We start from the raw sequence: 12532 nt of genomic DNA, 5'->3' as shown, positions 1-12532 counted from the left end.
CGCCATGACAATAACTCCTCAACAACTGATCGCACTGTTGCCGCTGTTGATCGTCGGATTGACGGTGGTGGTTGTGATGCTAGGCATTGCGTGGCGACGCGACCACTTTATCAACGCCACCCTGACCGTGATCGGGCTAAACCTGGCGCTGCTTTCGCTGTACTTTGTCGGCCAGGCAGGCCCAATGGACGTCACCCCGCTGCTGCGGGTTGACGGCTACTCGATGTTCTATACCGGGCTGGTGATATTGGCGAGTCTGGCGACCTGTACCTTTGCCTATCCGTGGCTGGTCGGTTACCCGGACAACCGCGAAGAGTTCTACCTGCTGGTGCTGATTGCTACCCTGGGTGGCATTCTGCTGGCGAGCGCCAACCATCTGGCCTCGCTGTTCCTCGGTATTGAACTGATCTCGCTGCCGCTGTTTGGTCTGGTGGGCTACGCCTATCGCCAGAAGCGACCGCTGGAAGCGGCCATCAAGTACATGCTGCTGTCCGCCGCGGCTTCGTCGTTCCTGCTGTTCGGTATGGCGCTGCTGTATGCGGAGTCCGGTGACCTGTCGCTGGCCGGCCTGGGCAAGAGCCTGCAAGAAAACATGATGCACCAGCCGCTGATCCTGGCCGGTATGGGCATGATGATTGTCGGTCTGGGCTTCAAGCTGTCGCTGGTGCCGTTCCAACTGTGGACGCCGGATGTGTATCAGGGGGCGCCTGCGCCGGTTTCAACCTTCCTGGCCACCGCCAGCAAGATTGCTATCTTTGCGGTCGTTATGCGTCTGTTCCTGTATGCGCCTGCTGCCGACAACGAAGCGCTGCGCATGGTGCTGTCGATCATTGCCGTTTGTTCTATTCTGTTCGGCAACCTGATGGCCATCAGCCAGACCAACATCAAGCGTCTGCTGGGTTACTCGTCGATTGCCCACCTGGGTTATCTGCTGGTGGCGCTGATTGCGGTGCAAACCCACCAGCTGTCGCTGGAAACCGCCGGGGTTTACCTGGCCGGGTACCTGTTCAGCAGCCTGGGCGCGTTCGGCGTGGTCAGCCTGATGTCCAGCCCGTACCGTGGCCCGGATGCAGATTCACTGTTCTCCTACCGCGGTCTGTTCTGGCATAAGCCAATTCTGTCCGCCGTCATGACGGTGATGATGCTGTCACTGGCCGGTATCCCGATGACCCTGGGCTTTATCGGTAAGTTCTTCGTGATCGCAATGGGCGTCAGCGCTCACCTGTGGTGGTTGACCGGCGCCGTGGTGCTGGGTAGCGCCATTGGTTTGTACTACTACCTGCGCGTCACCGTCAGCCTGTTCCTCAGCGCGCCGGAAGCGCTGCAGCGCGATACCCCAAATAACTGGGCGTTGACCGCAGGCGGCGTAGTGGTGCTGATCTCCGCCGCGTTGGTGCTGCTGCTGGGTGTTTATCCGCAGCCGCTGATTACGCTGGTACAGATGGCACAACCGATGTTCTGATGGGCATCAGGGCAGTAAAAAAGGTCGCTTCGGCGACCTTTTTTTATGGCGTGGGGAACGGATTAGAGCATCATCTGCGACGGGCTACAGCGGTATAACTCTGCCAGTTTTTCCCGGGTTTTTTTTTGCGGTTTAGAGTCAATGGCTTCCCACTGAGAAACGGCAGATTGAGTAGTCCCCAGTTTTGTCGCCACATCGTACTGCGAGAAGCCGCGGAAAATTCGCCATGCGGCTATCAGACTGATGTTCTGATCCAGCATGATAGAGACCACTTCATGAGGTACAGTTTCATCATCGTGCGCATCGCTATGATAGGGAACAGACTCATAGTCATCTTGCCGGCCTACCAGCTTTTTATATTCATCGAGAGGCAATATCACGTACAGCGGTTTGCCTGATTCATCATGGATATATTGTAACTTCGCCATCTGGCATACCTCGGATTATAAATTTCAGCTCAACGCGGTTTAGTAAGTTGTCGACGTTCTACGCTTCACTTGTTGGATTAGACAGACAATAGGTTCACCATCACTCATCTCAAAAATAATGCGATAGCTGCCGACGCGCAGGCGAAATTGGCTGTCAGCACCATGCAATTTTTTGATATCCAGTCTGGCGGCCGGAAACGCGCTTAACAGCCCGACCTTGTCTCTAATGGCTGAGCGATCCTGAGTAGGTAGCGTCATCAATTGTTTAACTGCTTTGCGCGACCAGTTAACCTTTGCCATCATTCCCTCGACAGTGGGGGCACGTCCTGTGCGTTAATTAGATAATAAGCTTTTTATCTAATCATGACAATGTGGTGAAACGGGATAAGAGGGGCAGGGTAAGTCACCCTGACCCCTGAGTAGGGGGGTTCAGCCGGGATTATTTGTAAATGAGGTTTCCAGCGCCTGGACTACGGCACGCACCCTGGCGGCACGTTGCAGGTCAGGATGCAGCACCAGCCAGATATCTACCCAGTCTTTGTTTTCCGGGAAAATTCGCACCAGGTCCGGGTCCTTATCCGCCAGGAACGAGGACAGCAGGCCAATCCCCAACCCATTGCGCGTTGCAGAGCGCAGCAGCAACTGCGAATTGCACTGCAGCACCACGTTAGGATCGATCAGCGTTTCGCCACAGAAGTTGTTCCAGTGACGGGGCACCAGTTCTCGCGGGAACATCAGCAGGTCATGACCCCGCAGATGGTCGCCCTTGGTCGGCATGCCGTGTTTGTCGAGATAGTCCTGCGTCGCATACAGCCCCATTTCGATGGTGGCCATGCGTTTGATAATCAGCTCATCGGATTCGGGACGGGCGCCGCGGATCGCCAGATCTGCGCCACGGTACGAAATATCAGAGATATTGACCGCCGTCAGCATGGTGACTGTGATTAACGGGTATTGCTCTCGCAGCGCCTTCAGCGCCGGGATGACAAAAGCCTCGGCCATGGTATCGGTGGTGGCGATGCGTACGTTACCGCACAGGCTGTCGTCGCCACTGGTGGCTTTGCGGCCAATCGCCTGCACCGAGTTCTCCATGTTCATCACGTCCGCCAGCATTTCCTCTCCCAACGGACTGAGGGAGAATGATTTTGGCGTACGGATAAACAGTTTGGATCCCAGGCTCTCTTCAAAAGCGGTAATACGCCGCCCGACGGTGGCTTGGTCGACGTGTAGTTCATTGGCGGCTTTTCGTAAAGTGCCGCAGCGTGCGACCGCCAGGAAGAAGCGTGCATCATCCCAATTCATCATGCCATTTCCTTTGTGCAGGCTTATCGGTCTTGTCTGTGTTCATTATTGCGCAACCGTACCGGCTCTGGTTTTGGCTGCAAATGAGGCCCACGTATCATAATTATTAATTATGTTTCAGGATATGAATAAATGCATCAACGTGAAGCAGTTTTGCATCTTTATTTTTACCCGACAATCTTTATGCTTATCAACGTTTATGCTGTGATCTGGCGCACATTTTGTGCCAATGTTACCCTGAACGCGTAAGCAGACGCGCATGAGAGCCTGTCTCTGTGGGCTAATCGCCTGGTGGGATCGACTCTGAATCTAGGTTGGCCCACCACGACTGGACATTGAAAATGGAGTCTCACGCAGAGAAGTTATACACCCCCGTAGCACTGGCAACTGCGGACGGTGTCAGAGTTATTGCAACCCCCGGTGCGAAAGCGGCAACGCAAAGCAACGCTGATGCGATTATCCAGAGTCTCGAAGCTCGCGGCATTCAGCACATATTCCTGGTACCCGGCAAACTGGTGTACCCATTGATAAAATCCATTGAACATTCAGGCATTGCCGGCATCGTCGGCGCCCATGAAACCGCCTGCGGCTTTATGGCGGACGGTTATGCCCGCGCCAGCCGCAAGTTTGGCGTTTGTCTGGGCATCTCCGGTCCCGGTACCATGAATTTCCTGCCGGCGATGGCGGCGGCACAGGCCGACAAAATTCCGGTGTTGTATCTGGCCGGCGGCATTGCCACTTATCATGAGGCGCAGGGTGCCTTCCAGGACGGCAGCAATAGTGGCATCGATGAGCTGACTATCGTCAAACCGCTGCTTTCCGCTGCGATAGAAGTGAAAAATAATCTCACGTTGCAGCACGAACTGCGGCGCAGTTTGTCCTGCCTGAACACTCAGCGAAAAGGTCGCACCTATCTCAGCGTGCCGGTCGATATGCAAAAGAAAGAGGTGGCCGGCCATCATGACGTTAGCCCGCCACGCACGCCCCAGTGCCGAGAGGCCGCCATCGACCCACAGGCATTGGATCAGGTGCTGGATGACTATCTGCTGCGCGGGCTGAACGTCGCCTGCCTGGTGGGTAACCGCATGAATAATCCGCTGGATGCCGCACTGTTGCTGCGCCTGGCGGAGAAATACCGTCTGCCGGTTGCCACTACGCTGTCCGGCAAGGGTGCGTTTCCCGAAGGGCACGAGCTGGCGCTGGGGCTGTACGGTTTTGCCGGTCATACCCGGGCGGTGGAAACCATCAATGGCGATGAAGTGGATGTGTTGCTGGTGCTGGGTTGCGATCTGAGCCAACGCGATAGCCTGAACTGGAATCCGCGACTGCACGGCACCAAAACGTTGGTGGTGATTGACGAGGATTTCGATAAGGTCAGCTCGCATTATCAACCGGATATGCAGATTTTCTCCAGCCTGACCGGCTCGTTGCACCACCTGCTGGATGCGGTCAGCGACGATGACGCGCACCTGAACAGCATTAAGCGCTTGCGTAACGGCTGGCTTGAGCAGGTGGGTCAACTGCCGCTAGAGCAGCAACGGCCCGATTTGCAGGTGCGTCTTGCCGAGGGCGAGGCCAACATGTACCCCGGCGACGCCATCAAACGCATCCGCAGCCGTATGAATCAGCACACCAACGTGGTGGTCGATTCCGGCGCACACCGTATCTTTATGGCGCACCACTGGCAGGCCAGCGGCCGGGGCGATTACCATACCTCAAGCTCCCTGGCGCCGATGGGCTGGGCGATTTGTGCCGGCATTGGCATCAAACTGGCAGCGCCGCACCGCGACTGCGTGGTGGTTACCGGCGACGGCTGCATGCTGATGCACGGCATCGAGATCCAGACGGCCGCCCGTTATCAGGTCAAAATGACCTTTGTGGTGATGAACAACTGCGCTCACGGAGCGATGCACATCGACACCCTGCAAAACCGTGGGGTATCTGCGGACTATACCGCGTTGCCGAACCATGACTGGAAGGCCTTCGCCAACAGCCTGGGGGTTGCCTCCGCCAAAGCGGCGACGCTGGAGGAACTGGACGAGGCGCTGACCGCCGCGGCTGAGCACGAGGGGCCTTTCCTGATAGAAGTGTTGGTAGGAAATCATGTGGCGCCTAATCGATACTATGCCGAGAGCATCGTAGAATACGAGCAGCGTATCAAAGGCTTGTAAAGGCGTAACCCCAGATTCCAGGAGTCGTCATTCATTGTCCTTTGTATTACGCCATTCTATTTTGTTCACCGTAGTCATGGAGCGATAACAATGTATAAACTGACACTTCTGGCATTAATGATGGCATTTCAAGGCGCTGCACAGGCCGCAGAGGATCACGGCGAAGGCATAAACAAAGAAACCTTGCTGAAAACCGAAACCTCATGGGAGGGGACGCCGTACCAGCATTATCCGGCCGGCGCTCCGCAGATCACCATGTTGAAGGTCACGGTGGAACCGAACAAGGTGCTCGCCTGGCATACTCACCCGTGCATCAGCGCGGTGTATATGACCGGGGGCAGCGTTTCGCTGACGGTCAAGAAAACCGGCGTGAAACACACCTTTAAGCAGGGCGACTCCTTTACCGACACGGTAGATATCGTTCACCAAGGGGTTTCTGGTGATAAAGGCGCGGAGATGCTGGTATTCTTCGCCTGCGCTGATAATAAACCGCTGACGGTGAAAGCTGCCGAATAATATCCCCGCCGTTTTTTAAGCTGCGGCGCTGTTGACTGCATTAGCCGTAGGGGGCGAATCAATTCGCCCCGTTTTATTTTGTTGCCCGTTGGGGTGATATACCGAGGAAATCATGGTTGCTTTGTGGATGGTCGTCGCCAGCGGGTTCTTTGCGTTGATGGGGGCCAGCATCAAACTGGCTTCGGCCAAGGTCGGTTTTTTCGACATCATTTTTTACCGCTCTGTGATTAACGTCCTGATCGTTGCCGCGCTGATCCATGTGAAAAATCTCGGTTTCCGCACCCAGCATTTGGGGTTGCACATGAAACGCGCCGCCATTGGCAATGCGGCGATGTACTGCGGTTTCTACTCACTAATCCATCTGCCGATCGCCACGGCCACCACGTTGGGCTACACGAATCCTATCTTTCAGTCGGCGATTGCCTTTGTCACTAGCAAAGGCCAGCTGACCGGCAAGCTGCTGTTCTCGGTACTGCTGGGTTTTATCGGCATTTTGGTGCTGCTGCGCCCCGATACGCCGAACGGCGAGTATGCCGCGACCCTGATTGGCCTGCTTTCCGGCCTGCTGACCGCGCTGGCCTATTTTAACGTCGGTAAGCTGGTGCGCAGCGGCGAACCCGAACTGCGAGTGGTGTTTTACTTCTCGTTGGTGGGCACCCTGGTGGGCGGCATGATGACCTCAGTGGTGGGGTTTACCGCGCTGGACAGCGCCATGATGCTGTGCGTTTGCGCCATCGGCGTGTTCGGCAGCCTGGGGCAAATAACCATGACCCGCGCTTACGGCAGCGGCAATGCGGTGATTGTCAGCATTCTTTCCTATAGCACCATCATTTTCTCCACGCTGCTCGGCTATCTGTTGTTTGGCGAGAAGCTGTCCTACATTGCTGCGGGCGGCATGGCGCTGATTATTCTCTCCGGTGCGTTGGCGATAGTGAAGCGCGCTCCGGCAAAAACCTCGAAGGCAGCGGCGGTGTAAAGAGCACGGCATTAAGCGCTGACGGGCGTCAGCGCAAATGCATTAATGAATCACTATGATGCATTCTTGGCTATTTTGACCGTTATACCCGAAAGGTATGATAAACGCGTTTCCTGAGGAGTTTGGTTTTCAGGGTTAGGTGTTTATCCAGATTGTTTCGGGAGAGAAAAATGTCTGAAGGTGTGGCTGTTGATGAAGCCGCTAAAGCGAAGTCGGGTGAGTCGCATTTTGCCATCCTGCTGTTTTTAGCCCTGGCATTGATGTCAGCATTGCTGAACAGCAGTGCGCCGACACCGCTTTACCCGCTTTATCAACATGAGTTGGCGCTAAGCTCGGTCAGCCTGACCGTCATTTATGGCGCCTATGCCGCCGGCGTGCTGATTTCGCTGTTCGGCGTTGGCAACATGGCCGGCAAGGTCAAAGACCTGCGTAGCATGATTGTACCGGCGCTGCTGGTGGTTTTGGCCGGGGCCTTGCTGTTCTCGATGGCCGATTCGTTTTTGATGATGTTTATGGCGCGTCTGCTGGCCGGGATCGGCACCGGGGCTTTGACCGGTGCGGCTAACATTGCGCTGGTGCGTTTCGGGCCGAAGGACGGCGGTAAAAATGCGGCGCTGATTGCCACGCTGTCATTCACCACCGGTCTGGCTTTGGGGCCGATTTTCAGCGGCGTGGCGCTGCAAACCGGGTTCCACACGACTTCGCTGCCGTTCATTATCATCATGGCGGTGGCGGCAGTTGCCGCACTGGGCGTGATGCTGAAATGGCCGGTTGAAGCCGTTGTTGTACCCCTCAGTGGGGCACCGGCAGCAGAAGCCGCGGCAGAAAAAAGTTCGTTGGCGGATGGCCTGCGCGCTACCGGAGGCAAGTTCTTCCTGTGTGCCGGCGCGTTGTTCATCTGCTGGGCAGTGGCTGCCAGTATTCTGGCGATTGGGCCAAGCGTATCGGAAAAGCTGCTGGGCATGCACAGCCGGGGCGTTTACGGCTATGTGATTGCGGTTTATCTGGTGATTGCCGGTATTAGCCAGATCCTGAGCCGTCGCGTTAATGCGCGCCATTCGCTGATGTTTGGCTGTCTGGCGCAGGCGCTGTCAGTGGTGGTGTTCGCCGAGGCGATTCAGATCCACTCGCTGGCTCTGGCCAGTGCCGGTATGGTGATTGCCGGTTACGCCTACGGGGCGATTTTTGTCGGCAGTGCCACCTTGGTGAACCTGATTTCACCGAAGGCCAGCCATGCGAGACTGATTTCACTGTTTTACGTAATCGCCTATATCGCCAACTGGGTTCCGATCCTGCTGGGGGCGGTTATCGACCATGCCAGCCTGCATCTGGCGGTCAATCTGTTATTTCTGGTCAGTGCCGTGGTTTGCTTATCTTTGAGCTTCATGGTGACCCGCGCGGGCTTCCCGCGCTGATACCCGCCGAGTTTCAGGTTGTCCGTCGGCAACGTGAAATTCGCAGGGTAGCTGAACAACGATTTTAGCCACGCAAGGTGGCGAACGATTTCCCTGGTGTTGTTGTGTGTCATTTCCAGCGTGCTAGTCACGCTGGTTTTTTTTGTGACAAATTTCTCAATTCTGCAATTTCAGTATTTCTCATTACAAAATTTTTGTGATTTACATCACTTGAATTTGCCGATTTTCGCGTAAACTGCGCGCTTTCTTTGCTGCGGGTCAGTTTATGAACGTTCTTTTTGCCATTGCTGTGACTACCGGGATCCTCTCCGGCGTGTGGGGATGGGTGGCTGTTAGCCTGGGGCTGATCAGTTGGGCCGGTTTCCTGGGCTGTACGGCCTATTTTGCTTGCCCGCAGGGGGGGCTGAAAGGGTTGTTGATCAGCACACTGACCTGCTGCAGCGGGGTATTTTGGGCGATGGCGATCATTCACGGCAGTGAGCTGGCGCCCGGCTGGAGCCTGCTCGGTTATCTGCTGACCGGCGCGGTGGCTTTTCTGATGTGCATTCAGGCAAAGCAGCAGTGGCTGGGTTTTGTGCCCGGCACCTTTATCGGCGCTTGCGCCACCTTCGCCGGCGGCGGCAATTGGTCTCTGGTGACCCTTTCCCTGTTGGTGGGATTAGTGTTTGGCTACGCGATGAAAAACAGCGGTCTGTGGCTGGCGGCGCGCAGCGAAAAACCGAAACCGGCGGCCGCTGTTACCGAACATGTTAACCGCTGAGTTAAATGGTGCCGCCGAGTGAGATGCGGTAGTGCAGATCAACGCGCTCAATGCACGGCACCCCTTTAATGCGTTTCAACAAGATCTCTGTGGCCACCTTGCCGATATCAAACCTGGGTGTAATAACGCTGGCGATGCCCGGCGTGGTGGCTTTGCCGATATCCAGGCCGTGAAATCCCGACAAAGCGATATCCTGCGGAACCCGCAGCCCCAGCCGCAGACACTCCTGTAAGACCCCAACGGCCAGATCGTCATTGGTGCATAAGATACCGTCCAAATCCGGGTAGAGCTGCCGTGCCATGGCCAGCATGTCGGAGCCGACCGTCACCGACGAAACACGGTGCGGTGTGATTTGGCGCGGTGTCAGGCCCTGTTTTTCCATCGCCCGGCAGTAGCCCTGAAAACGTTTGGTGTCGCGCGCATCGGACATGGCGCCGAAATAAACCACCTGACGCTTACCGCTGGCCAGCAGCGCTTCGGTCATGTCGTAACCCGCCTGGAAGTTATCGAACCCCACGGCGATCCTTCCTTCCGGACCTTCCAGATCCATCACCTGCGCCACCGGGATTTTGGCGGCCGTCAGGTACTTTTCCGCCCGCAGAGTATGCTCCGAATCCGTCAGGATCAGCCCGGCGATCGGGTAAGCCAGCAGTTGGACGATATGCTCTTCTTCGCGCTGTCGACTGTAGTCATAGTTCACTACCAGGGTTTGGTAGCCCTGTTCCAGAGTGATGGATTCGATTCCGGCCAGCAGATCGGCGAAAATTTGGTTGTTGAACGAGGGGATCAAAACGCCAATGCGCGGCTTTTGCGTTGAGCGTGCTTCATCGCCGTCGGTAAAGTTAACTTCCTTCATCACTTGGGCAATTTTCTCGGCGGTTTCGGCCGCCACCTTTTCCGGCGTACGCAGATAGCGGCTGACGGTCATTTTGGTCACGCCGGCGAGCAGCGCAATATCTTGCAGCGTGACGCGTTGGTTCTTCATTCTGAGGCCTTAACAGGGTGGGGCGGCGAAATCGCGAATAACGCCATGTTAACAAATCGATTTAGTGATAACAATCGACGACATAAAGTATAAAAATCTTATTTTTCAATGAAATGTGTTGAGTTTGTTTCCCGCGAGATTGCGTGGCTTCACGTTAAAGGTAACAGGTTTTAGTAACACTGTTTTAAGTGATCGTCATCACGTTTTTGCCGGCGGCGATCCGCTGAGATAGGCACCTGTCTTATCTGAATGACACTGCCGGGGACGTTATGAACAACTTATTTTCACTGGATAATAAAAAAGTACTGATTACCGGCGCTTCTCGGGGCATTGGTTTTCTGCTGGCGCGTGGGCTGGCGGAGTACGGCGCTCACATCTTGGTCAATGCGACCACCGAGGAAAACGCCCAGCGAGCCGTTGAAGCACTGCGCCGTGAGGGCTTCCGCGCCGATGCCGCGGCCTTTGATGTCACTAACTCCCAGGCCATTCATGCCGCTATTGAGAAAATTGAGGCGCAAAGCGGTGGGATCGATGTGTTGATTAACAACGCGGGCATACAGCGTCGCCACCCGTTTACCGAATTCCCGGAAAAAGACTGGGACGACATTATTGCCGTCAACCAGAAGGCGGTATTTATGGTGTCACAAGCCGTAGCCCGCCATATGGTGCAGCGTCAAAGCGGTAAAATCATCAATATCGGCTCGATGCAGAGCGAACTTGGCCGCGACACCATCACCCCCTATGCCGCTTCCAAAGGGGCGGTGAAAATGCTCACGCGCGGCATGTGCGTAGAGCTGGCGCGCTACAACATTCAGGTCAATGGTATTGCCCCGGGCTACTTCAAAACCGAAATGACTCAGGCACTGGCGGACAACCAAGAGTTTACCGCCTGGCTGACCAAGCGTACCCCGGCTGCCCGTTGGGGCGATCCGCAGGAGTTGATTGGCGCGGCGGTGTTCCTGTCGTCCAAAGCCTCTGATTTTGTCAATGGTCACCTGCTGTTTGTCGATGGCGGAATGTCGGCCGCGGTATAGCCGCCTGCTTATGAGAATATGATGATGAAAATTCAAACCCAATCCTGCGTGGTCAACGGCAAATATGACGTGGCGGTAGTGGAGCAGGAGGTTGAGTATCAGGGCCACGGCACGCTGGTGAAAATCACCCGTGGTGGCATCTGCGGATCAGACCTGCATTATTATCAGGAGGGTAAAGTCGGCAGTTTTCAGGTGCTTCAGCCGATGGTGCTGGGCCATGAGGTGATCGGTGAAGTGGTCGCCAGCGACACGGCTCGTCTGCCCGTGGGCCAGAAAGTGGCGTTAAACCCCAGCAAGCCCTGCGGGGAGTGTAAGTATTGCCTGGCGGATCAACAAAATCAATGTACTCAAATGCGCTTTTTCGGCAGCGCGATGTACTTCCCACATGTTGACGGCGCTTTTACCCAGTACAAGGTGGTTGATAGCGCGCAGTGCATTGCGTTCGACGCCAACTGCGACGAGAAGGTGATGGTTTTTGCCGAGCCGCTGGCGGTGGCGATACATGCCGCCAGGCAGCCCGGTGAAGTGAAAGGGAAAAAGGTATTTGTGTCCGGCGTCGGCCCGATCGGCTGCCTGCTGGTGGCGGCGCTGAAGGCGTTGGGTGCCGACGAAATTGTCTGCGCCGATCTCAGCCCGCGTTGCCTGGATATCGCTGGAGAGATGGGGGCATCCCGCTGTCTGCACGCCGGCAATGACGATTTCAGCAGCTATCAGCAGGAAAAAGGGTACTTCGATATCGCTTTTGAAGTCTCCGGCCATCCACTGTCGTTGCAGCGTTGTCTGGAGGTCACCCGCGCCAAGGGGACGGTGGTGCAAGTCGGTATGGGAAGCAGCTTCCCGGATTTCCCGCTGATGCTGTTGATCGCCAAAGAGCTGAATCTGCTGGGATCCTTCCGGTTTGTTGAAGAGTTCGCCTTGGCGGTGACGTGGTTGGCCGAGGGAACAGTCAATCCGCTGCCGCTGCTGTCCGCCGAGTTCGACAATCGTCAACTGGCTGAGGCGCTGACGTTTGCCGGCGACAAGAGCCGGGCCGCCAAAGTCCAACTGGTGTTCTGATTTTAGGCATCAGTCTGATGGCGGGGATCGGCGATCCTTGTCTATAGTTAAGGGCCGTTTCTTTTTTTAAACACGGAGAACTTACCATGGCGAGAAATACGGATGCGGATCAAACCACGCTCGATGACGATCTGAGAATGCTGAGCGACACGCTGGAAGAAGTGTTGAAGTACTCCGGCGATCGTGCCGATCAGGCCTATATCGATATCAAAGCTCATGCCGAAGAGGCATTGAGTGAGGTCAAGTCGCGGTTGGCTGACACCACCGAGTCCTACTATGCGCGTGCCAAGGACGCCGTTTGCCGAACCGACGGTTACGTGCGTGAAAACCCCTGGTGCAGCGTAGGGATTGGCGCCACGGTTGGTCTGGTACTGGGCTTGTTGCTGGCGCGTAAATAACGGCCTGTAGACGTTGGGCGCGGCACCCG

The 12532-nt window shown here is 55.9% G+C and carries 13 protein-coding genes; 9 read left to right on the top strand and 4 right to left on the bottom strand.

The genetic code is table 11. The features are described from left to right. The first annotated feature begins 4 nt into the window (after positions 1-4). A complete protein-coding gene (gene nuoN, locus NR114_RS16855; protein ID WP_044552632.1) occupies positions 5-1462 on the top strand; it encodes an NADH-quinone oxidoreductase subunit NuoN in 1458 nt (485 codons plus the stop codon). Between the two features lie 62 nt (positions 1463-1524). On the opposite strand, the gene NR114_RS16850 is transcribed toward nuoN, so the two are convergent. The 3 genes from NR114_RS16850 to NR114_RS16840 all read right to left on the bottom strand — a co-directional run bounded on the left by NR114_RS16850 (position 1525) and on the right by NR114_RS16840 (position 3195). Further along, entirely contained in the window at positions 1525-1890 is a 366-nt protein-coding gene (locus tag NR114_RS16850) for a helix-turn-helix domain-containing protein (RefSeq protein ID WP_020827839.1), read from the bottom strand. A 39-nt stretch (positions 1891-1929) separates the two neighbouring features. After that, positions 1930-2190 carry a type II toxin-antitoxin system RelE/ParE family toxin gene (locus NR114_RS16845; RefSeq protein WP_115060981.1) on the bottom strand — a complete coding sequence of 87 codons (261 nt, stop codon included), beginning with the start codon at positions 2188-2190 and terminating at the stop codon, positions 1930-1932. A gap of 129 nt (positions 2191-2319) precedes the next feature. Then, positions 2320-3195, bottom strand: coding sequence for a LysR family transcriptional regulator (locus NR114_RS16840; protein ID WP_020827837.1), 876 nt, complete (start codon positions 3193-3195; stop codon positions 2320-2322). Between the two features lie 338 nt (positions 3196-3533). Here NR114_RS16840 and NR114_RS16835 point away from each other — a divergent pair, with 338 nt between their 5' ends. The 5 genes from NR114_RS16835 (at position 3534) to NR114_RS16815 (ending at position 9030) form a co-directional block, all read left to right on the top strand. After that, positions 3534-5363 carry a thiamine pyrophosphate-binding protein gene (locus NR114_RS16835; RefSeq protein WP_048763014.1) on the top strand — a complete coding sequence of 610 codons (1830 nt, stop codon included), beginning with the start codon at positions 3534-3536 and terminating at the stop codon, positions 5361-5363. A gap of 90 nt (positions 5364-5453) precedes the next feature. Further along, positions 5454-5879, top strand: coding sequence for a cupin domain-containing protein (locus NR114_RS16830; protein WP_046373055.1), 426 nt, complete (start codon positions 5454-5456; stop codon positions 5877-5879). 112 nt (positions 5880-5991) lie between these two features. Then, on the top strand, positions 5992-6855 hold the full coding sequence (locus NR114_RS16825) for a DMT family transporter (protein ID WP_115058415.1): 864 nt from the start codon (positions 5992-5994) through the stop codon (positions 6853-6855). Between the two features lie 170 nt (positions 6856-7025). Continuing rightward, a complete protein-coding gene (locus NR114_RS16820) occupies positions 7026-8270 on the top strand; it encodes an MFS transporter (RefSeq protein ID WP_020827832.1) in 1245 nt (414 codons plus the stop codon). A 265-nt stretch (positions 8271-8535) separates the two neighbouring features. After that, a complete protein-coding gene (locus NR114_RS16815) occupies positions 8536-9030 on the top strand; it encodes a DUF1097 domain-containing protein (protein ID WP_020827831.1) in 495 nt (164 codons plus the stop codon). A gap of 1 nt (position 9031) precedes the next feature. On the opposite strand, the gene NR114_RS16810 is transcribed toward NR114_RS16815, so the two are convergent. Beyond that, a complete protein-coding gene (locus NR114_RS16810; protein ID WP_020827830.1) occupies positions 9032-10015 on the bottom strand; it encodes a LacI family DNA-binding transcriptional regulator in 984 nt (327 codons plus the stop codon). Between the two features lie 269 nt (positions 10016-10284). Between NR114_RS16810 and idnO the strand changes: the two genes are divergently transcribed. The 3 genes from idnO to elaB all read left to right on the top strand — a co-directional run bounded on the left by idnO (position 10285) and on the right by elaB (position 12503). After that, positions 10285-11049 carry a gluconate 5-dehydrogenase gene (idnO, locus tag NR114_RS16805; RefSeq protein ID WP_020827829.1) on the top strand — a complete coding sequence of 255 codons (765 nt, stop codon included), beginning with the start codon at positions 10285-10287 and terminating at the stop codon, positions 11047-11049. A 24-nt stretch (positions 11050-11073) separates the two neighbouring features. Then, entirely contained in the window at positions 11074-12105 is a 1032-nt protein-coding gene (gene idnD, locus NR114_RS16800; protein ID WP_234528930.1) for an L-idonate 5-dehydrogenase, read from the top strand. Positions 12106-12191: 86 nt separating this feature from the next. After that, positions 12192-12503 carry a stress response protein ElaB gene (elaB, locus tag NR114_RS16795; RefSeq protein ID WP_020827827.1) on the top strand — a complete coding sequence of 104 codons (312 nt, stop codon included), beginning with the start codon at positions 12192-12194 and terminating at the stop codon, positions 12501-12503. Positions 12504-12532 lie beyond the last annotated feature (29 nt).

Source organism: Serratia sp. Ser99 (assembly GCF_024519545.1).
Classification (GTDB): domain Bacteria; phylum Pseudomonadota; class Gammaproteobacteria; order Enterobacterales; family Enterobacteriaceae; genus Serratia; species Serratia liquefaciens.
Note: the sequence above shows the minus strand (reverse complement) of the source record. Positions and strands in the feature narration are given on the sequence as shown.

What these genes read in the sequence shown, in the direction of transcription:
- NR114_RS16845 (WP_115060981.1), bottom strand. Translation starts at nt 2,190, where the DNA reads ATGGCAAAGGTTAACTGGTCGCGCAAAGCAGTTAAACAATTGATGACG.
- NR114_RS16825 (WP_115058415.1), top strand. Translation starts at nt 5,992, where the DNA reads ATGGTTGCTTTGTGGATGGTCGTCGCCAGCGGGTTCTTTGCGTTGATG.
- NR114_RS16810 (WP_020827830.1), bottom strand. Translation starts at nt 10,015, where the DNA reads ATGAAGAACCAACGCGTCACGCTGCAAGATATTGCGCTGCTCGCCGGC.
- NR114_RS16840 (WP_020827837.1), bottom strand. Translation starts at nt 3,195, where the DNA reads ATGATGAATTGGGATGATGCACGCTTCTTCCTGGCGGTCGCACGCTGC.
- NR114_RS16835 (WP_048763014.1), top strand. Translation starts at nt 3,534, where the DNA reads ATGGAGTCTCACGCAGAGAAGTTATACACCCCCGTAGCACTGGCAACT.
- nuoN (WP_044552632.1), top strand. Translation starts at nt 5, where the DNA reads ATGACAATAACTCCTCAACAACTGATCGCACTGTTGCCGCTGTTGATC.
- NR114_RS16820 (WP_020827832.1), top strand. Translation starts at nt 7,026, where the DNA reads ATGTCTGAAGGTGTGGCTGTTGATGAAGCCGCTAAAGCGAAGTCGGGT.
- NR114_RS16850 (WP_020827839.1), bottom strand. Translation starts at nt 1,890, where the DNA reads ATGGCGAAGTTACAATATATCCATGATGAATCAGGCAAACCGCTGTAC.
- NR114_RS16830 (WP_046373055.1), top strand. Translation starts at nt 5,454, where the DNA reads ATGTATAAACTGACACTTCTGGCATTAATGATGGCATTTCAAGGCGCT.
- idnO (WP_020827829.1), top strand. Translation starts at nt 10,285, where the DNA reads ATGAACAACTTATTTTCACTGGATAATAAAAAAGTACTGATTACCGGC.
- elaB (WP_020827827.1), top strand. Translation starts at nt 12,192, where the DNA reads ATGGCGAGAAATACGGATGCGGATCAAACCACGCTCGATGACGATCTG.
- idnD (WP_234528930.1), top strand. Translation starts at nt 11,074, where the DNA reads ATGAAAATTCAAACCCAATCCTGCGTGGTCAACGGCAAATATGACGTG.
- NR114_RS16815 (WP_020827831.1), top strand. Translation starts at nt 8,536, where the DNA reads ATGAACGTTCTTTTTGCCATTGCTGTGACTACCGGGATCCTCTCCGGC.